Raw genomic sequence first — 23261 nt, 5'->3', positions numbered from 1 at the left:
GGGGCTTAAGTCAGAGGGATGAATGATCCCAAGTCAGGACTGAACGCCGTCGCCCAGGCGGCGAAACAGGCGCCCGGCAAAGGGCTGCCGCCGGTTCACCTGTGGCATCCCGAGCATTGCGGCGAGATCGACATCGTGATCCGTGCCGACGGCGTCTGGATGCACGAAGGCTCGCCCATCGGCCGCAAGGAACTGGTGCGGCTGTTCTCGACCGTGTTGCGCAAAGACCCGGACGGCTATCACCTGGTCACGCCGGTCGAGAAGCTGAAGATCCAGGTCGAGGATCTGCCGTTCCGGGCCGTGGCGATGACGCGCGACGGCGACGACCTCGTGTTCACGACCGATGTCGGCGACGAGGTGAGGGCGAGCGAGGGCGATTCCATCGTGGTCGAGACCGATCCGACGACGGGCGAACCGGCGCCGCGCGTCCATGTGCGACGCGACCTGTGGGCGCGGATCGCACGCCCGGTCTTCTACGAACTGGTCGAGATGGCCGAGGAGGTCGATGGGCGGCTGGTGGTGCGGTCAGGCGGCCAGGCGTTTTCGCTGGGCGCCGTGACGTGAGCCTGGAGACGTTGAGAACCCGGCTGGTCGAACGGCTGGCGCCGGTCGAGACCTGGCGACCGGAGCTGGTCGCGGCGCGTTCGGACTTCGATCTGAACCCCCAGGCGGCGCGGACGGCCAAGGAGCTTCGGCCGGCGGCGGTGCTGATTCCCATAGTGGCGCGGCCCGAGGGGGCGACGGTTCTGCTGACGCGGCGGGCGGATACTCTGGCGCGGCACACGGGCCAGATCGCCTTTCCGGGCGGGCGGCTGGATCCGGGCGAGAACGCGGTCCAGGCGGCCCTGCGCGAGGCGGACGAGGAGGTGGCGCTGAGCCCGGCTGCGGTCGAGGTGCTGGGCCTGTCTGACGCTTATGAGACCGGCACGGGCTTTCTGGTCACGCCGGTGATCGGCTGGCTGCGCGAGGCGCCGGTCACGACGCCCTCGCCGGACGAGGTGGCCGAGGTGTTCGAGACGCCTTGGGACTTCCTGATGGACGCCGCCAACCACAGGCGCGACTTCTACGACATGGACGAAGGGCTGCGGCGCTGGTTCTGGGCCATGCCCTGGGGCGAACGCTACATCTGGGGCGTGACGGCGGGAATCCTGAAGGCTTTGCACGTCCGGCTGTACGGCGACGAGGCCGCGCCCGACGCAGCGGCGGACGAGGACGCCGCATGAGCCTCTCGATGGCGGGACAGCCGTGGCTGGAAAGCCAGGCGACGCGGGCGGTGATGGCGGCGCTGGAGGCGGCGGGCGGTCCGGGCTGCGCGCGGTTCGTCGGCGGCTGCGTGCGCAACAGCCTGCTCGGCCAGTCGGTCGATGACATCGACATCGCCACGCGGCTGAGACCGGAAGAGACCATCGCGGCGCTGAAGGCGGCCGGGCTGAAGGCCGTGCCGACCGGGGTGGAGCACGGCACGGTGACCGGGGTTTCGGAGCGGCGCCCCTATGAGATCACGACCCTGCGCCGCGACGTCGAGACGGACGGACGTCGCGCGGTCGTCGCCTTCACCGAGGACTGGGCCGAGGATGCGGCGCGGCGGGATTTCCGGCTGAACGCCCTCTATGCCGATGCGGCCGGGACGGTGTTCGACCCGACCGGCGGGGGGCTGGACGACGCAGCGGCAGGGCGGATCGTCTTCGTCGGCGAGGCGGAGACGCGCATACGCGAGGATTACTTACGCATCCTGCGTTTCTTCCGGTTCTACGCCTGGTACGGACGGGGAGAGCCGGATGCGGTCGGGCTGGCGGCCTGTGCGACGTTGAAGGCGGGCATGGCGCAGCTGTCGGCCGAGCGGGTGTCCAAGGAACTGCTGAAACTGCTGGCGGCGCGCGATCCGCGTACGGCGGTGCGGGCGATGGCCGAAACGGGCGTGCTGGCCCAGGTGCTGCCGCAGGTGCAGCTCTTGCCGCTGTTCGAGGCGATGTGCGATCTGACCGACGATCCTGTGATGCGGCTGTCGGCGCTTCTGCCCGCCGATGCGGCGGCGGTGGTCGGGATCGCGAGCACTCTACGCCTGTCGAACGCGATGCGGGACCGACTGGCGGCGGCGGTCGGCGAGGGGGCGGCTGTGTCGCCGCGCATGGGCGACGCCGAGGCGCGGGCGGCGATCTATCGACTGGGGCGCAGGGCGTTCGAGGATCGGCTGATGCGCGCCGAGGCGGCAGGCGAGGGCGACGGCGCGCGGCTGCGTTCGCTGGCCGCCGACTGGACGCCGCCCAAGATGCCGGTCGGCGGGCGCGATCTGGCGCGGCTGGGCCTCGCCGCAGGGCCTGAGACCGGCCGCCTGATCAAGGCGTTCGAGGACGGCTGGGTCGCCGACGACTTTCCGACCGACGGGCACGAGGCGCGGTTGAAGGCGCTTATCGCGGCGACTGCGCGCGGGTGAACTCGGTGACGACCGGGCGATGGTCGGACCCCGTCGGCTGGCCCAACCGTCGCGTGATCAGGGCCAGGTCCGGCGAGCGATAGACCTGATCGATGGTGATGCCGGCGAAGGCCGGCGCCTGGCTGGGCCATGTGCCGGGCCAGCCGGGCGCGGGGATCAAGCCCATGTCCGCCTGGATCTGGCGACCGATGCGGGCGGTCGAGACGCTGTTGAAATCGCCTGCGGCGATGACCGGATGGTCCGGCGCGGCCTTGCGACGCTCGGTCAGGGCCATGACCTGGCTGATCTGCCCCCACTGATACTGATAGGGCCAGGGCCGGGTCAGGTGGACGCCGAACACGTTGATCGGGCCGATGGGCGTCTGGACCGTCGCGCCCACGGCGCTGAGGCCGTCGGCCCGTTCGGGCAGGCGTTGCAGGATCGGATAGCGCGAGGCGATGATCGACCGCGCATGGTCGCCGGGGCGGGCTTGGCCGATCAGGACGCGGTGAGGATAGTCCGGCAGCAGCGCATCGAGCCGCGACGCCGGCGCTTGGCCCATCTCGACCAGCACCAGAATGTCGGCGTCGGCGGCGGAAATCGACCGACGCATCGCCTCAACGTCCGTGTTGAACACCCAAAGATTGGCTGAATAGACCCGCACGATGGGCTGGTCCGGAACAGGGACGCCCTTCGTCGGCGTCCACTGGGGCCAGACCGCGATGGCCAGCACCAGACAGGCAACCCCGCCGATGATCGAGGCCGGCCACAGTCGCAGAATCAGACAAACCAGGGTCACGCCTACGGCCGTCAGCAGCACCGGCGATGTGAACTGCGCCAGGATATCCACCCAGCGATGTCCGATCCCGCTGAGGGCCGCTGCGCCGAACGCCGCCAGCCCCAGCAGCAGGGCGCTTGCCGTCACATTCGCCGCCAGCTTGATCAGGGTCATCGAAGACGTATCTCTCGGATTGAACGCGAAGCGTCGCGCCGCGTTAAGGCGACGCTTTGGAGGGCGACATGGCCAGACGGTCGATCCGGGATATCGAGAACATCTGGTCCAATGTCGAGGGCGTAAAGAAGCTGTCCGACCGCGTGATCGGCATCGGCCCGTTCGGCCTGGGGCTGGACGCCATGCTGACCTGGGTGCCGATTGTCGGCACGGCCTATACGGTCGGAACGGGCGGCTGGCTGATGCTTCAGGCCGTGCGGGCCAAGGCGACGCCGGCGACCCTCGCGCGGATGGGGGCTTATATGGCCATCGACACGGCGACCGGCACGGTGCCCCTCGCCGGCGACATCGTGGACACCTTCTTTCCCGGCCAGCTGATGGCGGCGCGGGCGCTGCAGAAGCACATCGAAAGCACCCACTGGGTCGAGGACACCGAGGCCAATGCGCGCGCCAGCGGCGACCACGAGATGCACGAGGCGCGGGTGCAAAACGACCAGACGCTGAAGCGGATCGTCTATCTTCACGACTGAGATGCGCGAGTTAACCCGGTCTAGCCAGCATATTCTGCAAACCGAAGCCGTATGAAAACAACGGCCTAATCGATCGTATCGACCATCTTCCGGCCTGAGGTAGGGCCACGCCCAGACTGATCTCCGACGACAACGGAGAGAATGATGAGCGACGACTTCAGTGCGCGTCTGGCCCTGCCTTATCTGGCGGCGGGACAGATGCAGAAGCACGTGACCCTGAACACGGCCCTGACCCGGCTGGACGCCCTGCTGCAAACGGCGGTGGTCAGCCGGACAACGACGGTTCAGCCGCCCGCGCCGGCTGACGGCGACCTTTATATCCTGCCGGACGATGCGGAGGGGGTCGCCTGGGCTGGGCGGGCCGCGGGCGTCCTGATGCGGTTCGAGGCGGGCGGCTGGACCGTCGTGCCGACGCCCAATGGCCTGATCGCCGTGGTGCTGGACGAGCCAGCCGTTCTGGTGCGGACCGACGCGGGCTGGGTCGCGCTCGGCGAGCGGCTGGGCGAGGCCCAAGGCCTGATGCGGCTGGGCCTGGGCACGACCGCCGATGACGCCAATCCCCTGTCCGTCAAGATCAACGCTGCCCTGTTCACCGCGCGCGGCGTGGAGGAGGGCGGCGACGGCGACCTGCGTCTGACGCTGAACAAGGAAACGGCGGGCGATGTGCTGTCGCTGCTGTTCCAGAGCGGATATGCGGCGCGTGCCGAACTTGGCCTGATCGGCGATGACGATCTGGGCCTCAAGGTCTGCGATGACGCAGGCACGTGGCGGAGCGTGTTTCGCGTGGACCGCGCCACCGGCCGAATCGCCTTCGATCAAGGCGCGGTCAGGCGCGAGACCACCCTGTTCACCGCAGACGGCCACTATGTCCCGCCGTCCTGGGCGCGCTGGCTCGAAGTCGCCTGCGTCGGCGGCGGAGGAGGGGGCGGCGCTGGCCTGGCTGGGCTGGCCGGGACCGTGCGTTTCGGCGGCGGGGGAGGCGGCGCGGGCGGCCTGACGCAAGGCTGCTGGTCCACTGACGATCTCGAAGATGCATTGACGATCACCGTCGGCGCGGGCGGCGTTGGGAGTGCTGCGGGAGACGAGAGCCGCATCGCGGCGGGCGGCGAGGTCCTGCTGCGCGCCTCGGGCGGCCTCGGCGGTGCGACAGGCAGCGCCAGCGCGGGCTTGGGCGGCGCCGGCGGTCTGGGTTTGCGCGTCGCCAACCCCGGCGGCGGCTCATCGATCACGACCACAGCAGCGACCGGCGGCGAGACGGTCTGTCCCGATGGACCCGGCGGCGGCGGCGCTGGCGGCGGGCTGAGTGCGCCCGATGTCGCGCGTGCTGGAGGACCGGGCGGGGCCGGCGGCTGGTGCGGACGTCTTGCCGCTGGTGGGGCGGCGGGTGCGGCGGGTTCGATCGCCGCCATGCCCCATCTGTCGTTGTCCGGTGGAGGCGGCGGCGGCGGGTCCGCGTCGGTGACCGGCGCCGGAAGTCCCGGCGGTGCGGGGGCGATATTCGGCGCAGGCGGAGGGGGCGGCGGCGCGGGTCTGACCGTCGCCGGCCCGGGCGGCGCAGGCGCGGCGGGCGCGGTTCGCATCACGGCCGTCGGATGAGCCGGCGGCGGCATCCGGCCGAGCCGGTGGAAGTGCTGGAGGCCGAGGCGTGGGAAGCGCCCGACAGCCTCAGCGACGGCGAATGGCGCGCCCAGTCTGGCTGGGACGGGCGCTGCATCGTGGAAACCTATGACAAGGAGGACGAACAATGACCCGACCGACGATAGAGCCGCTGGCGGAAGGGCGTTGGCTGTTTCGCCGCCTCTACGCCTTCGCCGTCAGCGCGGGGCTGTGGGTGCTGCTGATGCGGACGGTCGGGCGGATGCCGCCCGAGATGCTGCCCAGGATGACGGATGGGCTGATGGGACTACTGGCCCTGATCCTGGTCCTCTATCTGGTGGCGCCCACCGCCCAACAACTGGTCGCCCTTGTGGCCAATGCCCGGCTGAAGATGATGGGAGGCCGGCCATGAGCTTTCGGCTTTCCACCCGGTCGCGGGTGCGGCTTGTCGGCGTCCATCCGGCGCTGACGGCGGTGGTCGAGGCGGCGATCCTGCGATCTCCGGTCGATTTCATGATCACGGAGGGCCTGCGCACGGCGACGCGTCAGGCGGCGCTGGTCAAGGCGGGGGCCAGCCGCACGCTGCGCTCGCGTCATTTGACGGGTCACGCGGTCGATGTCGCCGCCCTGGTCGAGGGTCAGGTGCGCTGGGACTGGCCGCTGTATGGCCGGATCGCCCAGGCGTTCAAGGCGGCGGCCGCTGATCTGAAGACGCCCCTGATCTGGGGCGGGGACTGGAAGACACTGCGCGACGGCCCGCATTTCGAGCTGGATCGAAAGGCCTTCCCGTGAGCGCCCTCCTGCGCGCGCTGACGCCGTGGGGTTGGCTGGCGGCAGGCGTGGCGGTGTTAGGGGTAGGGGCCGTTCTGCTGGGCGGCCTCGGCTTTCGCTGGGACCCGCTGGACCTGCAACAGAAACGTTTGGCGACGGCTCGGTCTCACGAGCGAGACGCCGCCGCAGCCGCCCAGGCGCAAGCCGAAGCCAGGCGCATCGAGACCGCAGGGGCGGCGGCTCAGGCCGTGCGCGTCGATCACTATCAACACAGGACGACGGCGGTGGACCGGGCGACCGCGACCGCCGTCGCACAGGCCAGGAGCGCCGATGACGCCGACTATTCCTTGGAACACCGCCGCGCTGATCGTCTGCGCCGCCATGACCGCGAGCTGTGCCGGCTCGCCCCCGATCTCGACGGTTGCGCCGGCGCGGTTGACGTTGCCGGAAGCGGCGCGACGGCCGTGCGCCCTGGCGACCTTGCCGGCTGAGCCTACGGCGGGCGATCTGGATGCCGCCTATGTGCTGCGCGGCGCCCAGATCGTCGCCTGCGACGGCGCGCGGCGGCTGGCGGTCGAGACACTGCTGGCCGAGCGGGCGATGCAGGACGTTCAGGCCGGGACCAAACGGGCCGCAGACTGACACCCAGCAAAAACGACTCGGCAACTTCTGCCGCGTGAGGTGAAAGCTTGCCGGGTCGCCTCGCCGAAAGGCGAGATAAATTCAACGAAATCAATGAAGGCGTCGAACGGGCGCGCTGTTTCGAACTGGCCCCGCCCTTGCTCTCCTAGAGACCGAGCAAAACGCTCCTGGCGCTAAAATGGCGCCGGACATCACACGAAGTGAACAGGAAGCCAAAATGGCTACGAGCATCAATACGAACTACGGCGCAGCTGTCGCCCTGCAAAACCTCAATGCGACCAACGCCATGTTGGAGCGCACGCAAAACCGTGTCAGCACGGGCCTGAAAGTGGGCTCGGCCAAGGACAACGGCGCGATCTACGCCATCGCGACGACCCAGCGCGCCAACATGGGCGCCATGGATGCGGTCCGGAATTCGCTTCAGCGCGGACAGTCGATCGTCGATGTGGCCCTGGCCGCCGGCGACACCATCACCGCCGCCCTGGAAGAAATGAAGTCGCTGGCCGTCAGCATTCAGTCCTCGGTCGCCGGCTCCGCCGCCGAAACCTCTTATCTGACCGATTTCAATGCCTTGGGTAAGGAAATCGATGCGGCCTTGAAGGGCGCGAGCTTCGACGGCGTCAACCTGTGGAACACCACCACCGCGACGACCATCACCACCAATGTCAGCGGCGGGACCTATCAGATCGGCTTCGGCACGGTCGATAAGGCGGCCGCCGCCTCCGTCGTGGCTGTCTCGGCCGGCACCGCTGTCCGCGCCGGCGCCACGACCGCCATCGTCGACACCGCCATCGCGACGATCACCGCCGACCTGGCGGCCATCGGCACCCAGTCGAAGTCGGTCGGTCGTCAGATGACCTTCCTCAACAAGCTGCAGGACTCGACCGAGGCCGGCATCGGCAACCTGGTCGATGCCGACCTGGCCAAGGAAAGCGCCAAGCTGACCGCGCTGCAAACCAAGCAACAGCTGGGCGTGCAGGCGTTGTCGATCGCCAACCAGGGCAGCTCGATCCTGCTGAGCCTCTTCCGCAGCTAAGCTCTCAGGCTGAACATTTCGCCTTTCGCCGCGCGGTGACGCACCGCCGGCGCAGACTGAACTCGTCACGCACTCGGCAAAACTTGCCTGGCTTGTGGGTCGGCCCGGCAGGAGTTGCCGGGTTAGAAGGAGGGTAAATCAAAGGTAAACAAGTAAAAACAGTTACTTATGACAAATTGCGAGCGGCAAAAATGGCCCGGCAATTGCTTCTTACCTACTGAGCAAAAAGCTCCCCGCGGCAAAAAGCCGTTGGAAATCACTGAAGTGAAAAAGGAACAGCCAAAATGGCTAGCATCAATACGAACTACGGCGCCGCAGTCGCCCTGCAGAGCCTGAACAAGACCAGCCAACAGCTGGAAACGACCCAAAACCGGATCAGCACCGGGATGAAGGTGTCGTCGGCCAAGGACAATGGCGCGATCTTCGCCATCGCCACCCAGCAGCGTGCGAATGCCGCCTCGCAAGACGCCACGCGCAACACACTGCAACGCAACCAATCGATCACCGACGTGGCCCTGGCCGCCGGCGACACCATTACGACGGCGCTTGAGGAGATGAAGTCTCTTGCCGTCAGCATCCAATCCTCGGTCGCCGGTTCAGACGCGGAAATCGCCTATCTGAAAGACTTCAACGCTCTGGGTACTGAAATCGCCTCGGCGGTCTCCGGCGCAACGTTCGACGGCGCCAACAGCCTGACGACCCCCCTCGGCGTTGCGGCCGTAACCGGCCTGACCGGCGGCTCGGTCGCTCGCGCCGCAGCCACCACGGCTGCCGTCGATACGGCCATCAGCACGGTGACGTCGTCGCTGGCCACACTGGGCACCCAGTCCAAGTCGCTGGGTCGCCAGATCACCTTCGTCAACAAGCTGCAGGACGCCATGGAGGCCGGCGTCGGCAACCTGGTCGATGCAGACCTGGCCAAGGAAAGCGCCAAACTGACCGCCCTGCAAACCAAGCAACAGCTGGGTGTGCAGGCGCTGTCGATCGCCAATCAGGGCAGCTCGATCCTGCTGAGCCTGTTCCGCTAAGGCCCGGCGACCTCGCCGCCTCGGCGGCGGGGTCATGGCCTTGAACCCCGAGCAAAATGCTCCCGTCGCCAAAATGGCGGCGGATCTCACGAAGTGAAAAAGGAACAGCCAAAATGGCTAGCATCAATACGAACTACGGCGCCGCAGTCGCTCTGCAGAGCCTGAACAAGACCAGCCAACAGCTGGACACGACTCAAAACCGGATCAGCACCGGCATGAAAGTCTCCTCGGCCAAGGACAATGGCGCGATCTTCGCCATCGCCACGCAACAGCGCGCCAACGCCGCCTCGCAAGATGCGGTTCGCAGCTCGCTGCAACGCGGTCAGTCCATCGTCGACGTAGCCTTGGCCGCCGGCGACACCATCACTTCCGCTCTGGAAGAAATGAAGTCGCTTTCGGTGAACATCGCCTCATCCACGGGTTCGGCGAAAACGGCTTATGAGGCCGACTTCACTGCCCTGGGCAAGGAAATCAGCAGTGCACTGGCCGGCGCCACCTTCGACGGGATCAACCTGTTGAACACGGCGGCGGGCGCGACGACCGATCTTCAGACGGGTTCGGGCACCTATCGCCTGGGCACGGCTACGGCCGTCAGCGCTAACACGCAGCTGGCGCTGTTCACGGCGGCGACGCCCGATGTCGCCGACTACACCACCGCGAACGTCGATCTGGCGATCGCGGGCGTGACCACCGCCCTGGCCACCCTGGGCACCCAGTCCAAGTCGGTTGGGCGTCAGATCACCTTCGTCAACAAGCTTCAGGACTCGATGGAAGCCGGCGTGGGCAATCTGGTGGACGCCGATCTGGCCAAGGAAAGCGCCAAGCTGACCGCCCTGCAAACCAAGCAACAGCTGGGCGTGCAGGCGCTGTCTATCGCCAACCAAGGCAGCTCCATCCTGCTGAGCCTCTTCCGCTAAGGCCCGGCGACCTCGCCGCCTCGGCCGCGGGGTCATGGCCTTGAACCCTGAGCAAAATGCTCCCGTCGGCAAAATGCTGACGGATCTCACGAAGTGAAAAGGAGGGCTAGAAATGCCCAGCATCAACACGAACTACGGCGCCGCAGTCGCTCTGCAGAGCCTGAACAAGACCAGCCAACAGCTGGACACGACTCAAAACCGGATCAGCACCGGGATGAAGGTGTCGTCGGCGAAGGACAACGGAGCGATCTTCGCGATCGCAACGTCGCAACGCGCCACCGCCGCCTCGCAGGACGCCGTTCGCGCCGGCCTGCAACGTACCCAGTCGATCACCGACGTGGCCCTGGCCGCCGGCGACACCATCACCTCCGCTCTGGAAGAAATGAAGTCGCTTGCAGTCAACATCGCCTCGTCGACCGGTGCGGCGCAGACGGCCTATCTGGCCGACTACAATGCTCTGGGCACGGAAATCGGCACCGCGATCACCGGCGCCACGTTCGACAGCGCCAATAGCCTGACGGCCTTGGGCGCGAACGCGGCGATCACTGCCGTGAACACTGGCAGCATCACCGCCGCCAACGCCACGACGGCGAACGTCGACGCCGCCATCGCGGCGACGACCAGCACCCTGGCCACGCTGGGCACCCAGTCCAAGTCGCTGGGTCGTCAGATCACCTTCGTCAACAAGCTGCAGGACGCCATGGAGGCTGGCGTCGGCAACCTGGTCGATGCAGACCTGGCCAAGGAAAGCGCCAAACTGACCGCCCTGCAAACCAAGCAACAGCTGGGCGTGCAGGCGCTGTCGATCGCCAATCAGGGCAGCTCGATCCTGCTGAGCCTGTTCCGCTAAGGCCCGGCGACCTCGCCGCCTCGGCGGCGGGGTCATGGCCTTGAACCCCGAGCAAAATGCTCCCGTCGCCAAAATGGCGGCGGATCTCACGAAGTGAAAAAGGAACGCCAAAATGGCTACCAGCATCAACACGAACTACGGCGCCGCAGTCGCCCTGCAGAGCCTGAACAAGACCAGCCAACAGCTGGAAACCACCCAAAACCGGATCAGCACCGGGATGAAGGTGTCATCGGCGAAGGACAACGGAGCGATCTTCTCGATCGCCACGTCGCAACGCGCCACCGCCGCTTCGCAGGACGCCGTTCGCGCCGGCCTGCAACGCACCCAGTCGATCACCGACGTGGCCCTGGCCGCCGGCGACACCATCACCTCCGCCCTGGAAGAGATGAAGTCGCTGTCCGTCAGCATCGCCTCGTCGACCGGTTCGGCGCAGACGGCCTATCTTGCCGACTTCAACGCCCTGGGCACGGAAATCGCCTCGGCGATCACCGGCGCCTCGTTCGACAGCGTCAACAGCCTGACGACGCCGTTGGCCAGCTTGTCCACTCTGACAGCCGGCAACCTCGCCGCCGGCGCCGCCACCACGGCGGCGGTTGATACGGCCATCGGCACCGTCACCGGCGCCCTGGCCACGCTGGGCACCCAGTCCAAGTCGCTGGGTCGCCAGATCACCTTCGTCAACAAGCTTCAGGACGCTCTTGAAGCCGGCGTGGGCAATCTGGTGGACGCCGACCTGGCCAAGGAAAGCGCCAAGCTGACCGCCCTGCAAACCAAGCAACAGCTGGGCGTGCAGGCGTTGTCGATCGCCAACCAGGGCAGTTCGATCCTGCTGGGCCTGTTCCGCTAAGACGCGCGGCCGGAGCGGTCTCACGACCGCTCCGGCTGATCGCTTGTTTCTCTAGAGGGCGCGGGCCGACCCGCGCATGGAGCCATGACAGACAATGTTGCGAGATCAGTAAGCGTACCTCCGCCGATCCCCGACGCCGCAATCACCACCAAGCCGTCGCCTCCGCCGCCGACGCCTCGGAACGACAACAATGACGCCAGCCGTTACCGGCTGACCATCGAGTCACTGGGCGATAACCGCTTTGTATACAAGGTCCTGGACCGCGTGACGGGCGAGGTGGTTCGGCAGTTGCCGCGTGAGGATGTCGAGACGCTGAGCAGCGACCCGACCTATCGCGGAGGAAGATTGGTCGACACCGCCGTCTAATTGGCCGTCGTCGTTCACGAATGCCCAGCGCCGCCGGCTTGCCGTGCGGTGCAATCATGGTTTCTATGCCGTTAACCATGTGATTACGACTCATGGTTAATCCTGTACCCAACAGAACGTCCGGGGGCTTGAAGCCATGACCACCAGCATCCACACTAACACCTCGGCGATGATCGCCCTGCAGAATCTGAACCGCACCAACGACCAGTTGGCGTCGACTCAGAGCCGGGTGAATACTGGACTGAAGGTTCAGGGCGCACGAGACAACGCCGCCGTCTGGGCCGTCGCACAGGGACAGCGCGCGGATCGCGGCTCGCTGGAAGCGGTGACCACCAGCCTGAACCGCGCCACCTCGATCGCCGACGTGACGTTGGCCGCAGGCGAACAGATCTCGGACCTGCTGATCGAGCTCAAGGGCAAGGCGACCGCCGCGTCGGACGAAAGCGCCACCCTGGCTATGCGGACCTCCTACAACGACGAGTTCCAGTCGCTGCTGAAGTCGATCCAGTCGTTCGCGGACAATGCGATCTTCGACGGATCGAACATTCTGGACGGCTCGGCGACGGCGGGCATCAACTTCCTGGCCAGCGCCGACGGCGCTGAGACGATCACCCTGGACCGCCAGGACATGACGCTGACGGGCCTGGGCCTCGCCGCGACCACCGCCCCAGTCGCGGCGGCGCCGGACCTGCTGACCAAGGCGAACGCTGACGACGCCCTGACGCGGATCAATACCGCCATTTCCACCAGCACTTCGCGCCTGGCCGAATTGGGCGCCCAGTCCAAACAGATCGAACGCCATACCACCTATGTCGGCAAGCTGTCGGACGCGCTGGAGGCCGGCATCGGCAATCTGGTGGACGCGGATCTGGCCAAGGAAAGCGCGCGCCTTCAGGCCCTGCAGGTCCAGCAGCAGTTGGGCGTCCAGGCTCTGTCGATCGCCAACCAGGCGCCCCAGATCATCCTGTCGCTGTTCAAGGGCTGATCTGACAGCTTAACGGTTCGTTATCGGGCGCAGGCGCACGATAGGGTCGGAGCCGTGTGAATGATCAACAACAGCTATCTGCTGGGTCTTTATGGGATAACGACGGACACGTCGTCGTCACTCATTGGTGCGAGCACGGCTGCGAAGACCAAGAAGACCCAACCGACCGCGCCCTGGTCTTCCACAGCGACCCCGCCAAAAGCCAGCGACATGGTCCGTGCGGCCTTGGCCGGCCGCCGCCTGATCGACGAAGGCAATGTCAGCCTGGATCTGGCCGGCGCCTCCAGCGATTATCGCAAAATGTTCGCCCTGTACCAGGGCCTCAACAGTCTCAGCGCCCTGGCCGACCGGGCCGGCGTCAAGGGTCTCGCCGCGTCCGAAGCGGCCCTGCTGTCCAAGCGGTTCGGCGAGGGCATGGCCGAGATGTCCACCTATCTGAGCACCGCCAGCTTCGAGGACATGCGGCTGGTTCAGGGCGTGGCCCAGACCTCGGTCAAGAGCACCTATGCGCTGGAACGCGCGCCGACGAGCTTCCTCACCGCGCCTCTGCATGACGGCGCCGCGACCTCGACGGTCAAGGCGTTCGAGGGCGACGTGAAGTTCTCAATGACGGTCAAGACCGCGACGGGAACCCAGGCGGTCGAGATGGACCTGTCCGAGATGGGCGCGACCGATCGTTCGATGGGCAATGTCGTCGCCTATATGAACGGCAAGCTGGAAGCCGCAGGCGTCGCGACGCGGATGGGCGTCCAGATGATCCCTGCCGAGCCCAAGACGATCAAGAGCGGAACCAAGACCATCACCCTGCCGGCCGGGCCGGATCAGTGGGCGTTGAAGGTTAACGGCGGAACGGGCGAGGCGATCAGATTCCAGGCCGTCGACACCTCCGACGCCGTCTATGTGACCCAGGGCGTCGGCAAGACCGGCACGGCGGGTCAGTTGCTCAAATTCCAGGCTGACGGCGGCTCAGCGCCGACCGCGCAGCAGGGCGTGGACGATCCGTTCTGGGTCGAGGGCAGGGTGGGGCACACCGACCTGCCCGACGGCGTCGCCGCCGTTAAGGCCAGCGCCGTCGCGCCCGACGGCTCGGTCTGGGTCGTCGCCGAGCTGACGGCCGGCGAGGGCGACCAGCCGATCAAGGGCGTGCGTGACGTCGCCCTGATGAAATACGATTCCGGCGGCAATCTGATGCAGACCAAGCTGCTGGGCGCCGCGTCCAGCGCCAACGGCTTCTCCATCGCCATCGACGACGACGGCCGTGTGGCTCTGGCCGGATCCGTGACGGGCGCGCTGGAGCCAGGCAAGAGCGGCGACAACGCCGCCGTCGCCGACAGTTTCGTTTCCGTGTTCGACAGTTCGGGCAAGGAGCTATGGACCCAGCGTCGCGGCGCCAAGGCGGCCGACGAGGCGACCGAAGTCCACTTCGGCGCAGACGGCATGGTCTATGTCGCCGGGCGCTCGAAATCGGCCATGCCGGGCAATGCGGCTCTGGGCGGCTGGGATTCCTATCTTCAGGCCTTCCAGGAAAAGCCGATCAAGATCAACGGCCCGGACGTCGGCGTGAATGTTTCGACGATTCAGTTCGGCAGCGCAGGCGACGATTCCGTCCAGGCCATGACGGTGTCGGGCAACGATCTCTATACGGCGGGCGTCGAGAACGGGAAGGCGGTCGTACGCCGCTTCACTCTGGACGCAGCCGGCGTGCCGACCCTGGCCTCCAGCCGCGACCTCGGCTACGCCAGCGGCGCGATCGCGGGCATTTCGGTCGAGAACGGTAAGGTCGTGGTCACCGGCCATACCGAAAATGCGGCTCTGGACATCGGCGCGGCGACGAACGCCCATGCGGGCGGCAGCGACGTCTTCATCGCCACCCTGTCCGATGATCTTCAGGCCTCCGGCGACGACCGCCTGACCTATTTCGGCGGGGCAGGCGCGGACACCGCCGCCGATGTCGCCATCAAGGACGGCAAGGTCTGGATCACCGGCACGAACCGGGCCGAGGGTGCGGGCAAGGATGACCCCACTTCGGGCTATCTGGCCCAGATCGATCTGGCCACAGGGGCGGTCCAATCCAACCGGACCTGGCGCGCCGACGGCGACCAGGCCATGCCGACCAGCCTCAGCATCGCCTCGGGCGGCGCCAGCGTCCTCGATAGGCTGGGCCTGCCGCAAGGCCAGATCATGCAGGCGGATTCCAAGCTTCTGACTGTGGCCACAGCGGCCCGGGTCGGAGATCAGTTCTCGATCACTCCCGCCGCCGGCGGGCGGGCCGTCACCGTGACCATCGACGCCAAGGACACGCTGGAGAGCCTGGCCAAAAAGATCAACGCCGCCTCGGGCCGCCAGCTGGAAGCCAAGGTCATCACCGACCTCAAGGCCAAACCCATCGTCCAGCGTCTGGAAATCAAGACGGCGGCGAACAAGGACGGCGCCATCATCTCCTCCGGGGCCGTCGGCAAGGATGCGCTTGGCGCGCTGGGCCTGACGTCGGGCTTCGTCGGCCCGGTCACGCCGGACAAGGACGCGACCAAAACCTATGGGTTGAACCTGTCCAACAAGCTGAGCCTCAACGATCCGGCCGCGATCAAGGCCGCAATCGAGTCGCTGGCCCAGGCCATGACGGCGGTGCGATCGTCCTATCGCTCGCTGGCGCCATCGACCGTCGGCATCACCAACACCCAGACCGGCAACGGCTCCTCGACCGCCTATCAGCAGACCCAATTGGCCAATTATCAAGCTGCGCTCAGCCGTCTGCTGGCCTGATCTAGGCCAGGGCTGTCGTTCTGCTGGCTTTCAGCGTCTTCACCGCCACTGCCACGGCCAGCACCATGAACAGGTCGAACGCCAATATTATCGGCGCTGCCGTCGGCGCGGTATCCCAGCCCAGAGTGAACGGTTCGGCCAGAAGAACGACGCAGAGATTGTGGGCCACATGAGCTCCGGTCGCGAACTCGATGCCGCCCAGCTCCAGCGTGACCCAGGCCCAGAGCGCGCCCGCGATGGCCAGACTGGCGAACACCACCGGGTCGGCATAAAGATGAAAGGCAGCGAACAGCACGCCGTTGATCGCGCAGATCACGAGGATTCGGCGCGTTAAGGCGGCCGTCGCCTGCAGCACCAGGCCTCGAAACAGCACCTCTTCCGCCACCGCCGCCACGAACAGCGCGGCGACTGCCGCCAAGGCGTAAGAGACGCGATGCATCAGTGGATACCGATCGTCCAGAACCGGGAACAGCAGCGGTTCCCCCTGTAGCCAGCCATAGCCGAACAAGATGATCGCCGTGATCGGGGCCGACACCGCCGCGCCGAGCAGCAGCAGTCGGATCGAAGGCTTGCGATTCGCCCATAGGAAGCTGACGGCTGGCCGATGATGGATCAGGCTGGCGAACCACAGAGCCAAGGTGGCTGTGATGCCGAGAATTACCGCCAAAGCACCCATCACCCGGATTTCTTCCATCAGTCGGTTTGACGTTTGCGCGACTTCGGAGAGTTCGAATGCGCCGCGGAAACCCGGCATTGCCAAGTTCGCCAATCCTAGCGCCACGGCGACCAGGATCATGGCCGCGATGATCGCGCCGGCCGTGGCGAAGGCGCGTCTGATGCGTTTCTCTGGCGTCACGGCGGACAGAAAGCTTGGCGACGAAAAGGGCGGGGCGGTCGGGGTCATGAGGTGAAGCTTGGCTATCGCCTTCAGCGGCGTCAATCGTCTCGTATGGGTTGCGCCATCCTTCGGGTTTTGCTCCCTTGGAATATCATCTGCACGGGCGTTGCGCGGCGCTTGCCGGTTGACGCCCGGCGCCCGGTCGGAGTTATTGACCTCCTCATCCGCGAAAGCCCCTTCATGGCCCTTCCGAAAGACAACCGCGTCATCATCGTGGTCGGCGCTGGTCTGGTGATCATCGCCGCCGTCGTGCTGGCCCTGATCTTCACCGGCGGCGGCGACAAGACGCCGGAGGATTCGCCCGCGTCCAAGGGCGGGCTGGTCGTCAACCTGGCCGACGCGCCTTCGCTGGAGCCGACGCGCGAGCTGCGCTGCTTCGTCGATGGTCAGTTCGTGGGCATGGCGACCCTGGCCGTTTGCGCCCAGCGTAATGGTTTGGCGACCGACGCTCTGGACGTGGGTCTGGACGCGACCGGCGCCCTGGCCGCCGCCCCCACCGCCGCCTTCGCTCCGCCGCCCGAGCTGCCGGCCGTCGAGATGGCCGAGACGGCGCCGCCCGCCTATGTCGAGCAGAGCCCCGCGCCGCGACCCACGCCCGTCGCCAACGGCAGCCCGTGCCTGCGTCACAGCGGTTCCGGCTGGCGCACCCTGTCTTCGAACATGAGCCTGAACGCCTGCGTCCAGGCGCTGTATGCCGGAACCTGCGTCGGGCCGGGCGACGCCCAATATGGCCGCTGGGGCGATACGACGCTGCGCCTGGTGCCGCGCCGGGTGGAACAGTCGGGCGACAATTCCCGTTTCCGGACCCTGGCCGAGCAGGACCGCAACTGCCAATTTCCTGGGATGAACTGATGCGCCTCGTCGTTCTCGCCGCCGTCGCTGGAACGGCCCTGCTGGGCGCCTGCTCCAACGAACCGAAATACGAGTTCGCCGAGGGCGCCTGCTATTTCGTGGCGACGCCGGACAATGCGCCGCCTCGCCTGCAGAAGATCGCCGACGACCAGCCCCAGCTGGAACAGTGCGCCGCGCGCCTAGAGGAGATGCGTCTGCGCTTTCTGCGCATGGGCGGCTCGAACCAGGAGATCGCGGGCGCCTATCAGGGCCGGTTCATCTTCATCGACCGCGAGGGGGTCAAGATCGGCAAGAGCCTGAACGGCAGCCGCTTCTTCGCCATGGCCCGCACCGGCGACGGCCGCCTGGCCATCCCCGGCGCCATCCAGCGCGACGAGACGGGCCGTCCTATCGCGATCGCAGCGGACCCCGCCGCGAAATAGGACTTGCAGTACGTGAACAAAGGTGGAACATTTCGTTAATCCACCGGTTTGGCGGGTGCGATGTAGAAAGCGGCTGGCGATAAGGCGTCGCCCCGGTCAGACATCGGACTGAATTGACGAGGCGGGCGATGCAGTCGCCGCCTCACACGAGAAGGAAGTTTCCATGGCGGGCAGCGTCAACAAGGTCATTCTGGTCGGCAACCTGGGTCGTGACCCCGAAATTCGGTCCATGCCGAACGGCGACCGCATCGCCAACCTGTCGATCGCGACCTCGGAAACCTGGCGCGACAAGTCCTCGGGCGAGCGCAAGGAAAAGACCGAGTGGCACAGGGTCGTCATCTTCAACGACAACATCGTCAAGGTGGTCGAGAACTATGTGAAGAAGGGCTCGACCGTCTATATCGAAGGCGCGCTCCAGACCCGCAAATGGACCGACCAGCAGGGCGTCGAGAAATATTCGACCGAGATCGTGGTCAGCCGCTTCAAGGGTGAACTGACCATGCTGGGCGGTCGTTCGGAAAGCGGATCGCAAGGCGGCGGTTATGCCGGCGGCGGCGGCGGTGGTCGCGGCGACGACGACTATTCGTCGGGCTTCTCCACCGGCGGCGCCAACAAGCCGAGCGGCCCCAAGGAAAGCTACGACCTGAACGACGACATTCCGTTCTAAGGCCGATCCGAACCGACCATGGGACGGGGGCCTTACAGCTATCGTGAGGATCCCGCCGTTCCGGCCTTCCCGGACGACCGGCCCCTGGTTCTGTTCGACGGCGATTGCGCGCTCTGCTCGGGCTCGGCGCACAAAATCCTGAAGCACGACCGGGCCGGTCGCATCCGGCTCGCCCCGACGCAGTCGCCGCTGGGGCGGGCCCTGTTGGTCCACTACGGCGTCGATGCCGAAAATCCCTATACGATGCTGCTGATCCAGGACGGCGTGGCGCGACAGAGGTCCGACGGCGTCCTGGGCATCGCGGCCCTGCTGCCGCCGCCTTATCGTCTGGCGGTCCTCGGGCGGATTATGCCGAGGATCGTCCGCGACACCCTCTATGATTTCATCGCGCGTCGTCGTCGCCGATTTCCCGGTGCGACCTGGTGCGCCACGCCTCCGCAAGGGGTCGATCTGACGGACCGGGTGCTGGGATGAGCGGACGGGTGCTGGTGCTGGGCGCCAACGGCTTCATCGGCTCGCATGTTGCGGCGGCCCTGTCGTCTGCGGGCTGGTCCGTGCGCGCCGGCGCCCGTCGCATCGCCGAACCGGCCCGTCGTGCGCCGACGTTCGATTGGGTCGTCGCCGACTTCGCAAAACTGACGACGGCCGAGGCCTGGACGACGCTGCTGGCCGGCGTCGATGCGGTGGTGAACTGTGTCGGCGTGCTTCAGAACGGGTCGGGCGACAGCACCCGCGCCGCCCATGTCGATGGTCCGCGCGCCCTGATCGCGGCCTGCGAGGCGGCGGGCATGCGACGACTGGTTCATATTTCCGCCGTCGGCGCGGACGATGACGCCGGCACCGACTACGCCCGCACCAAGGCCCAGACCGAACGGATGGTCGAGGCCAGCGGCCTGGACTGGCTGATCCTGCGGCCGTCGCTGGTGGTGGACCGCGCGGCGTTCGGCGGCACGGGCCTGATCCGCGCGCTGGCGGCCTTTCCGCTGTTCAGCCTCGTCATAGGCGGCGACCAGATTTTCCGCCCGATCCCGCTGGGCGATCTATCCGCCGCCGTCGTTGCGGCGCTGAAACCAGGCGCCCCGTCTCGCCAGTCGTTCGACATGCCGGGACCAGAGCCGGTGACCATGGTCGAGACGGTGCGTCTGTATCGCGGCTGGATGGGACTGACGCCCGCGCCTGTGGTTCGCGTGCCGCGCGCCCTGGCCGCGCCCGCGCTGGCGGTCGGTGATCTGCTTGGTCGATTGGGCTGGTCCTCGCCGATCCGCACGACCGCGATCAAACAAATGGACCATGACGTGTCCGGTCGCGACAGCGGCTGGGCGCAGGCGCTGGGCGTTCCGTCGCGCGGTTTCACCCGCTTCCTGGCCGAGACCCCGGCCTCGGTTCAGGATGTCTGGCACGCGCGGCTGTGGTTCGTGCGGCCCGTCTCCATCGTAACCTTGGGCCTGTTCTGGCTGATCACCGGCCTGATCAGCTTTGGACCCGGCTGGGACCGCGCCGTCGCCATTCTGCACGAGGGCGGTTATGGCCGCATGGCCGGACCCATCGCTTGGTGGGGCGCCCTGCTGGACGTGGTGCTGGGGCTAATGCTGTTCGTGCGGCCGTGGACAGCGCGGGTGGCGATCTTCATGTGCCTGGCCACCGTCGGCTATCTGATCGCCGGCACGACCAGCCTGCCGCATTTCTGGATCGACCCGCTGGGGCCCTGGCTCAAGGTGCTGCCGATGATGGCCCTGTGTCTGTTCGTGGCCGCCACGGACGCGCGCCGATGAGCCTGTATATCCTGCTGAAGATCGTCCACATCCTGTCCGGCGCCGTCCTGTTCGGCACAGGGGCGGGCATCGCCTTCTTCATGCTGCGCGCCCACGCGACGAAAGATGCGCGGACGGTCGCGGATGTGGGCAGGATCGTCGTTCTGGCCGATTTCGTCTTCACCGCGACCGCCGTTGTGATCCAGCCGATCAGCGGCCTGGGCCTGATCCATCTGCAGGGTTGGTCCCTGACCAGTTCGTGGCTGCTGGCCGCCTATGGTCTCTATGTCCTCATCGGCGTCTGCTGGCTGCCGGTCGTGTGGATACAGTACCGGATGATGAAGCTGGCCGAACAGGCGGCAGGCGAGGGGACTGACTTGCCGTCCGCCTATCATCGCCTTTTCCGCTGGTGGTTCGCCCTGGGCTGGCCCGCCTTCGCCGGCGTTTTGGCCATCTACTGGCTGATGGTCGCCAAGCCGGAGTTCTGATCCCGAAACCTGGGGTCATCCAATGTGAGCCGACGCGCGTCCCAAGCCGTGTCATAGGCCTGTGATGACCGACGCCAATCCTGAAGTTGGGCCCGCACCCGCGCCATTGCCGCCTAAACCCCATGCCCTGACCGGGCTGGAGATCGCCGCCATCGCGGCGATCATCGTCGTGTGGGGCATCAACAACGCCGGGGCCAAGCTGGCGACCGAGCACCTGTCGCCGCTGCTGGTCGGGGCGATCCGGTTCGGCATCGCCAGCGCCTGTCTGATCGCCTTCGTGCGGCCGCCGTTCCCCGATTGGAAGAGCCTGATGCTGATCGTCATCGTCGGCGGACCGATCCAGTATGGCCTGGCCTACACCGCCTATTGGCTGGCGACCGACGTCAGTCCGGTGACCGTGGCCAACCAGTTGTGGATCCCCTTCACCACCCTGTTCGCCTTCCTGATCCTGGGCGAGCGGCTGTCCAAGGCGGCCCTGGTCGGCATGGGCGTGGCCTTCGTCGGTGTGGCCTGGATGACGCTGGACGCTCACGCCTTGCAGGACTGGAAGGCCATTCTGGTCGCCATCGCCGCCGGCGCGGCCTGGGGCGTGACGACGGTGGTGGCGCGCCGCACCACCTCCATTCCGCCGTTGAAGATGCAGGGCCTGCTGGCGCTCGGCGCCTTTCCCGTCATGGCTTTCGGCTCGGCGGTGTTCGAGCATGGGCAGTGGGAGGCGGTAAAGACCGCGACGCCCATGGTCTGGGCCACGCTGCTTTGGGCCGGGATCGTGTCGTCTGTCCTGGCGACGACCCTGCTGTTCTGGCTGGTGCAGCGGCGGGAGGCGGGGCGGGTGACGCCCTATCTGCTGGTGACGCCGGTGGTGTCGATGCTGATCGGCTGGGGCTTCATGGGGGACATCCTGACGCCGCAGATTCTGACCGGGTCGGCCATCGCCATGGGCGGGGTGGCTCTGGTCGCTCTGGCCGAACGGGGCTTGCGCGCGGGGGCCGCCAAGGCTTGATCTGTTCCTGACCGTTTCAGGAGACCGCCATGCCGCACGCCCCCCTCGACGCCGACCACGTCTCCCGCCGCTGGCTGGGCAAGGCGACGCACGAACTGCCCGCGAACGCCGCCAGCGTCGTTCGCAGCACGGCCGAACGCCGGCCGATCTCCGAGGACATCAACGAGACCTTCGACGACCGCCAGACCTTCGGCGAGCGGCTGGCGGACAGAGTGGCGACGTTCGGTGGGTCCTGGACCTTCCTGATCGCCTTCGGCCTGTTCCTGCTGGCCTGGACGGTGCTGAACCTGGTGCTCAGGCGCGACGCCTTCGACCCCTATCCCTTCATCTTCCTGAACCTGATGCTGTCGATGATCGCCGCCGCCCAGGCGCCGATCATCATGATGAGCCAGAACCGTCAGGCGCAGAAGGACCGTCTGGACGCCGGCAATGACTATCAGGTCAACCTGAAGGCCGAGATCGAGATCATGGCCTTGCTGGAAAAGGTCGAGCACCTGACCGCGCGCCAAGAAGAACAGACCGAGCTGATCCGGCGCCTGCTGACGCAAAAAGAAGCCCGCTGAACGGCGTTCAGCGGGCCATCTTCAACGTCTAAGGAAAGCTCAGCTTGCGCTAAGCGCGGCGCAGGCAACCCGGTCGCCCGCGCCGCCGATGGGCTGGGTCGAATGGTCGTCGGGATTGGCGTGGATGATGATGGCCGAGCCGTCGGCGTCCCACAGCCACTGGCCGGGACCTTCCGACGAGATGCGGGCGCGGGGGGTGAACAGTTCGGCGTTCACCTTGCCGTCGGCGCCGGCCCAGATGTTGGGCAGGTCGCCGTCGTCCGGGCCGGCCGCGTTCAGCAGGCCGTGCGGGGCTTTCGGTTCACCGTGATTGATGTGGGCCCCGGAAGAGGTGAAGGGCGCGGCGCATTCGCCGGTCGCATGGATGTGGATACCGTGCCAGCCGGGCGTCAGGCCCGAGGCCTCGACCTTGATCACCAAGCCGGTCGGCCCCTGGCGCAGGTCGACGCGCCCGATATTGGCGCCCGAGGCGTTGATCAGGACCGCCTGTCCCGTCGCGCCGACGGGCGCACGTTCGACATGGGTTTGCGGGGCGTTGCCGGTCGCGGCGCAGGCCGTGGTCAGGGCCAGCGGAGAGGCGATCATGAGGGCGGCGGCGAGAGTGTAGGCGCGCATGTGGAAAGTCCTTTCAGAGACGGGCTTTCACGGCGACGTCGCTTTGCCACCGAGCCCCTGGAATGCTAGAAATCATCACAGCGGATCACGTTCCGATTCCGGCCGCATAAAGCCACGCTTCATTGACCGACGACAGCTACGAAAACGCCGCAACCCCGATCAACGGTCGAGGCGGCGGCTCCGACATTTCCACGATCACGATCGAGGACGAACTGAAGCGTTCGTACCTCGACTACGCCATGAGCGTGATCGTCTCGCGCGCGCTTCCTGACGCCCGTGACGGCCTCAAGCCGGTTCACCGTCGCA

The 23261-nt window shown here is 66.7% G+C and carries 30 protein-coding genes; 27 read left to right on the top strand and 3 right to left on the bottom strand.

Annotated features, from left to right (window positions below):
• The first annotated feature begins 18 nt into the window (after positions 1 to 18).
• The 3 genes from ACK4MH_RS13510 to ACK4MH_RS13500 are packed head-to-tail and all read left to right on the top strand — an operon-like array spanning position 19 to position 2434.
• The gene (locus ACK4MH_RS13510; protein ID WP_409719240.1) at positions 19 to 564 is read left to right on the top strand and encodes a DUF1285 domain-containing protein; all 546 of its coding nucleotides are present in this window, start codon (positions 19 to 21) and stop codon (positions 562 to 564) included.
• The gene (locus ACK4MH_RS13505; protein ID WP_409719238.1) at positions 561 to 1223 is read left to right on the top strand and encodes a CoA pyrophosphatase; all 663 of its coding nucleotides are present in this window, start codon (positions 561 to 563) and stop codon (positions 1221 to 1223) included. The genes ACK4MH_RS13510 and ACK4MH_RS13505 overlap by 4 nt, the downstream gene beginning before the upstream one ends.
• On the top strand, positions 1220 to 2434 hold the full coding sequence (locus ACK4MH_RS13500) for a CCA tRNA nucleotidyltransferase (RefSeq protein WP_409719236.1): 1215 nt from the start codon (positions 1220 to 1222) through the stop codon (positions 2432 to 2434). The genes ACK4MH_RS13505 and ACK4MH_RS13500 overlap by 4 nt, the downstream gene beginning before the upstream one ends.
• Here ACK4MH_RS13500 and ACK4MH_RS13495 read toward each other — a convergent pair.
• Entirely contained in the window at positions 2409 to 3365 is a 957-nt protein-coding gene (locus ACK4MH_RS13495) for an endonuclease/exonuclease/phosphatase family protein (protein ID WP_409719234.1), read from the bottom strand. The two genes, ACK4MH_RS13500 and ACK4MH_RS13495, sit on opposite strands and share 26 nt — an antisense overlap.
• 68 nt (positions 3366 to 3433) lie before the next feature.
• Here ACK4MH_RS13495 and ACK4MH_RS13490 point away from each other — a divergent pair, with 68 nt between their 5' ends.
• The 15 genes from ACK4MH_RS13490 (at position 3434) to ACK4MH_RS13420 (ending at position 15696) form a co-directional block, all read left to right on the top strand.
• On the top strand, positions 3434 to 3895 hold the full coding sequence (locus ACK4MH_RS13490; RefSeq protein WP_409719232.1) for a DUF4112 domain-containing protein: 462 nt from the start codon (positions 3434 to 3436) through the stop codon (positions 3893 to 3895).
• 144 nt (positions 3896 to 4039) lie between these two features.
• Positions 4040 to 5491 (top strand): DUF2793 domain-containing protein, encoded by a 1452-nt coding sequence (locus ACK4MH_RS13485; RefSeq protein WP_409719230.1) that lies wholly within the window; start codon positions 4040 to 4042, stop codon positions 5489 to 5491.
• Positions 5488 to 5643: a hypothetical protein gene (locus ACK4MH_RS13480; RefSeq protein WP_409719228.1), complete on the top strand. Its 156-nt coding sequence runs from the start codon at positions 5488 to 5490 to the stop codon at positions 5641 to 5643. The genes ACK4MH_RS13485 and ACK4MH_RS13480 overlap by 4 nt, the downstream gene beginning before the upstream one ends.
• A complete protein-coding gene (locus ACK4MH_RS13475; protein ID WP_409719226.1) occupies positions 5640 to 5903 on the top strand; it encodes a hypothetical protein in 264 nt (87 codons plus the stop codon). Before ACK4MH_RS13480 ends, ACK4MH_RS13475 begins: the two co-directional genes overlap by 4 nt.
• Entirely contained in the window at positions 5900 to 6283 is a 384-nt protein-coding gene (locus tag ACK4MH_RS13470) for a M15 family metallopeptidase (RefSeq protein WP_409719224.1), read from the top strand. Before ACK4MH_RS13475 ends, ACK4MH_RS13470 begins: the two co-directional genes overlap by 4 nt.
• A complete protein-coding gene (locus ACK4MH_RS13465) occupies positions 6280 to 6753 on the top strand; it encodes a hypothetical protein (RefSeq protein ID WP_409719222.1) in 474 nt (157 codons plus the stop codon). The genes ACK4MH_RS13470 and ACK4MH_RS13465 overlap by 4 nt, the downstream gene beginning before the upstream one ends.
• Positions 6743 to 6904 (top strand): hypothetical protein, encoded by a 162-nt coding sequence (locus ACK4MH_RS13460; RefSeq protein WP_409719220.1) that lies wholly within the window; start codon positions 6743 to 6745, stop codon positions 6902 to 6904. Before ACK4MH_RS13465 ends, ACK4MH_RS13460 begins: the two co-directional genes overlap by 11 nt.
• 217 nt (positions 6905 to 7121) lie before the next feature.
• Positions 7122 to 7940 (top strand): flagellin, encoded by an 819-nt coding sequence (locus ACK4MH_RS13455; RefSeq protein WP_409719218.1) that lies wholly within the window; start codon positions 7122 to 7124, stop codon positions 7938 to 7940.
• A 284-nt stretch (positions 7941 to 8224) separates the two neighbouring features.
• Positions 8225 to 8968 carry a flagellin gene (locus ACK4MH_RS13450; RefSeq protein WP_409719216.1) on the top strand — a complete coding sequence of 248 codons (744 nt, stop codon included), beginning with the start codon at positions 8225 to 8227 and terminating at the stop codon, positions 8966 to 8968.
• A 113-nt stretch (positions 8969 to 9081) separates the two neighbouring features.
• Positions 9082 to 9885 (top strand): flagellin, encoded by an 804-nt coding sequence (locus tag ACK4MH_RS13445; protein ID WP_409719214.1) that lies wholly within the window; start codon positions 9082 to 9084, stop codon positions 9883 to 9885.
• A gap of 112 nt (positions 9886 to 9997) precedes the next feature.
• A complete protein-coding gene (locus ACK4MH_RS13440) occupies positions 9998 to 10735 on the top strand; it encodes a flagellin (RefSeq protein ID WP_409719212.1) in 738 nt (245 codons plus the stop codon).
• A gap of 112 nt (positions 10736 to 10847) precedes the next feature.
• A complete protein-coding gene (locus tag ACK4MH_RS13435; RefSeq protein ID WP_409719210.1) occupies positions 10848 to 11582 on the top strand; it encodes a flagellin in 735 nt (244 codons plus the stop codon).
• Positions 11583 to 11666: 84 nt separating this feature from the next.
• Positions 11667 to 11948, top strand: a complete 282-nt coding sequence (locus ACK4MH_RS13430; RefSeq protein WP_409719208.1) for a hypothetical protein — start codon at positions 11667 to 11669, stop codon at positions 11946 to 11948.
• A 136-nt stretch (positions 11949 to 12084) separates the two neighbouring features.
• Positions 12085 to 12933, top strand: coding sequence for a flagellin (locus ACK4MH_RS13425; RefSeq protein ID WP_409719206.1), 849 nt, complete (start codon positions 12085 to 12087; stop codon positions 12931 to 12933).
• A 60-nt stretch (positions 12934 to 12993) separates the two neighbouring features.
• Positions 12994 to 15696: a transcriptional regulator gene (locus tag ACK4MH_RS13420; RefSeq protein ID WP_409719204.1), complete on the top strand. Its 2703-nt coding sequence runs from the start codon at positions 12994 to 12996 to the stop codon at positions 15694 to 15696.
• A 1-nt stretch (position 15697) separates the two neighbouring features.
• On the opposite strand, the gene ACK4MH_RS13415 is transcribed toward ACK4MH_RS13420, so the two are convergent.
• Positions 15698 to 16636, bottom strand: a complete 939-nt coding sequence (locus ACK4MH_RS13415) for a CPBP family intramembrane glutamic endopeptidase (RefSeq protein ID WP_409719202.1) — start codon at positions 16634 to 16636, stop codon at positions 15698 to 15700.
• A gap of 138 nt (positions 16637 to 16774) precedes the next feature.
• On the opposite strand from ACK4MH_RS13415, the gene ACK4MH_RS13410 reads away from it, so the two are divergent.
• The 8 genes from ACK4MH_RS13410 (at position 16775) to ACK4MH_RS13375 (ending at position 22340) form a co-directional block, all read left to right on the top strand.
• Complete coding sequence (locus ACK4MH_RS13410; RefSeq protein ID WP_409719200.1) at positions 16775 to 17446, top strand: hypothetical protein; 672 nt, start codon at positions 16775 to 16777, stop codon at positions 17444 to 17446.
• Positions 17446 to 17868 carry a hypothetical protein gene (locus tag ACK4MH_RS13405; RefSeq protein WP_409719198.1) on the top strand — a complete coding sequence of 141 codons (423 nt, stop codon included), beginning with the start codon at positions 17446 to 17448 and terminating at the stop codon, positions 17866 to 17868. The genes ACK4MH_RS13410 and ACK4MH_RS13405 overlap by 1 nt, the downstream gene beginning before the upstream one ends.
• A gap of 163 nt (positions 17869 to 18031) precedes the next feature.
• A complete protein-coding gene (ssb, locus tag ACK4MH_RS13400) occupies positions 18032 to 18535 on the top strand; it encodes a single-stranded DNA-binding protein (RefSeq protein WP_409719196.1) in 504 nt (167 codons plus the stop codon).
• 18 nt (positions 18536 to 18553) lie between these two features.
• The gene (locus tag ACK4MH_RS13395; protein ID WP_409719194.1) at positions 18554 to 19009 is read left to right on the top strand and encodes a thiol-disulfide oxidoreductase DCC family protein; all 456 of its coding nucleotides are present in this window, start codon (positions 18554 to 18556) and stop codon (positions 19007 to 19009) included.
• Positions 19006 to 20307 (top strand): SDR family oxidoreductase, encoded by a 1302-nt coding sequence (locus ACK4MH_RS13390; RefSeq protein WP_409719192.1) that lies wholly within the window; start codon positions 19006 to 19008, stop codon positions 20305 to 20307. Before ACK4MH_RS13395 ends, ACK4MH_RS13390 begins: the two co-directional genes overlap by 4 nt.
• Complete coding sequence (locus ACK4MH_RS13385) at positions 20304 to 20774, top strand: DUF2269 family protein (protein ID WP_409719190.1); 471 nt, start codon at positions 20304 to 20306, stop codon at positions 20772 to 20774. Before ACK4MH_RS13390 ends, ACK4MH_RS13385 begins: the two co-directional genes overlap by 4 nt.
• 64 nt (positions 20775 to 20838) lie before the next feature.
• Positions 20839 to 21777: a DMT family transporter gene (locus tag ACK4MH_RS13380; protein ID WP_409719188.1), complete on the top strand. Its 939-nt coding sequence runs from the start codon at positions 20839 to 20841 to the stop codon at positions 21775 to 21777.
• Positions 21778 to 21806: 29 nt separating this feature from the next.
• Entirely contained in the window at positions 21807 to 22340 is a 534-nt protein-coding gene (locus ACK4MH_RS13375) for a DUF1003 domain-containing protein (protein ID WP_409719186.1), read from the top strand.
• A 39-nt stretch (positions 22341 to 22379) separates the two neighbouring features.
• Here ACK4MH_RS13375 and ACK4MH_RS13370 read toward each other — a convergent pair whose 3' ends face one another.
• Positions 22380 to 22955 carry a superoxide dismutase family protein gene (locus tag ACK4MH_RS13370; RefSeq protein WP_409719184.1) on the bottom strand — a complete coding sequence of 192 codons (576 nt, stop codon included), beginning with the start codon at positions 22953 to 22955 and terminating at the stop codon, positions 22380 to 22382.
• 158 nt (positions 22956 to 23113) lie between these two features.
• Here ACK4MH_RS13370 and ACK4MH_RS13365 point away from each other — a divergent pair.
• Positions 23114 to 23261, top strand: a 148-nt coding sequence (locus ACK4MH_RS13365; RefSeq protein WP_409719304.1) for a hypothetical protein, incomplete at its 3' end; no start/stop codon positions are given.

Origin of the sequence: Brevundimonas sp. (assembly GCF_046295075.1) — a bacterium.
In the GTDB taxonomy this organism is placed as follows: Bacteria; Pseudomonadota; Alphaproteobacteria; order Caulobacterales; family Caulobacteraceae; genus Brevundimonas.
Note: the sequence above shows the minus strand (reverse complement) of the source record. Positions and strands in the feature narration are given on the sequence as shown.

Bases quoted from the DNA above. Each gene is read 5' to 3' on its own strand.
- ACK4MH_RS13510 (WP_409719240.1), top strand. From the start codon at position 19: ATGAATGATCCCAAGTCAGGACTGAACGCCGTCGCCCAGGCGGCGAAA.
- ACK4MH_RS13500 (WP_409719236.1), top strand. From the start codon at position 1,220: ATGAGCCTCTCGATGGCGGGACAGCCGTGGCTGGAAAGCCAGGCGACG.
- ACK4MH_RS13495 (WP_409719234.1), bottom strand. From the start codon at position 3,365: ATGACCCTGATCAAGCTGGCGGCGAATGTGACGGCAAGCGCCCTGCTG.
- ACK4MH_RS13490 (WP_409719232.1), top strand. From the start codon at position 3,434: ATGGCCAGACGGTCGATCCGGGATATCGAGAACATCTGGTCCAATGTC.
- ACK4MH_RS13485 (WP_409719230.1), top strand. From the start codon at position 4,040: ATGAGCGACGACTTCAGTGCGCGTCTGGCCCTGCCTTATCTGGCGGCG.
- ACK4MH_RS13480 (WP_409719228.1), top strand. From the start codon at position 5,488: ATGAGCCGGCGGCGGCATCCGGCCGAGCCGGTGGAAGTGCTGGAGGCC.
- ACK4MH_RS13475 (WP_409719226.1), top strand. From the start codon at position 5,640: ATGACCCGACCGACGATAGAGCCGCTGGCGGAAGGGCGTTGGCTGTTT.
- ACK4MH_RS13470 (WP_409719224.1), top strand. From the start codon at position 5,900: ATGAGCTTTCGGCTTTCCACCCGGTCGCGGGTGCGGCTTGTCGGCGTC.
- ACK4MH_RS13455 (WP_409719218.1), top strand. From the start codon at position 7,122: ATGGCTACGAGCATCAATACGAACTACGGCGCAGCTGTCGCCCTGCAA.
- ACK4MH_RS13450 (WP_409719216.1), top strand. From the start codon at position 8,225: ATGGCTAGCATCAATACGAACTACGGCGCCGCAGTCGCCCTGCAGAGC.
- ACK4MH_RS13445 (WP_409719214.1), top strand. From the start codon at position 9,082: ATGGCTAGCATCAATACGAACTACGGCGCCGCAGTCGCTCTGCAGAGC.
- ACK4MH_RS13440 (WP_409719212.1), top strand. From the start codon at position 9,998: ATGCCCAGCATCAACACGAACTACGGCGCCGCAGTCGCTCTGCAGAGC.
- ACK4MH_RS13435 (WP_409719210.1), top strand. From the start codon at position 10,848: ATGGCTACCAGCATCAACACGAACTACGGCGCCGCAGTCGCCCTGCAG.
- ACK4MH_RS13430 (WP_409719208.1), top strand. From the start codon at position 11,667: ATGACAGACAATGTTGCGAGATCAGTAAGCGTACCTCCGCCGATCCCC.
- ACK4MH_RS13425 (WP_409719206.1), top strand. From the start codon at position 12,085: ATGACCACCAGCATCCACACTAACACCTCGGCGATGATCGCCCTGCAG.
- ACK4MH_RS13420 (WP_409719204.1), top strand. From the start codon at position 12,994: ATGATCAACAACAGCTATCTGCTGGGTCTTTATGGGATAACGACGGAC.
- ACK4MH_RS13410 (WP_409719200.1), top strand. From the start codon at position 16,775: ATGGCCCTTCCGAAAGACAACCGCGTCATCATCGTGGTCGGCGCTGGT.
- ACK4MH_RS13405 (WP_409719198.1), top strand. From the start codon at position 17,446: ATGCGCCTCGTCGTTCTCGCCGCCGTCGCTGGAACGGCCCTGCTGGGC.
- ssb (WP_409719196.1), top strand. From the start codon at position 18,032: ATGGCGGGCAGCGTCAACAAGGTCATTCTGGTCGGCAACCTGGGTCGT.
- ACK4MH_RS13395 (WP_409719194.1), top strand. From the start codon at position 18,554: ATGGGACGGGGGCCTTACAGCTATCGTGAGGATCCCGCCGTTCCGGCC.
- ACK4MH_RS13390 (WP_409719192.1), top strand. From the start codon at position 19,006: ATGAGCGGACGGGTGCTGGTGCTGGGCGCCAACGGCTTCATCGGCTCG.
- ACK4MH_RS13385 (WP_409719190.1), top strand. From the start codon at position 20,304: ATGAGCCTGTATATCCTGCTGAAGATCGTCCACATCCTGTCCGGCGCC.
- ACK4MH_RS13380 (WP_409719188.1), top strand. From the start codon at position 20,839: ATGACCGACGCCAATCCTGAAGTTGGGCCCGCACCCGCGCCATTGCCG.
- ACK4MH_RS13375 (WP_409719186.1), top strand. From the start codon at position 21,807: ATGCCGCACGCCCCCCTCGACGCCGACCACGTCTCCCGCCGCTGGCTG.
- ACK4MH_RS13370 (WP_409719184.1), bottom strand. From the start codon at position 22,955: ATGCGCGCCTACACTCTCGCCGCCGCCCTCATGATCGCCTCTCCGCTG.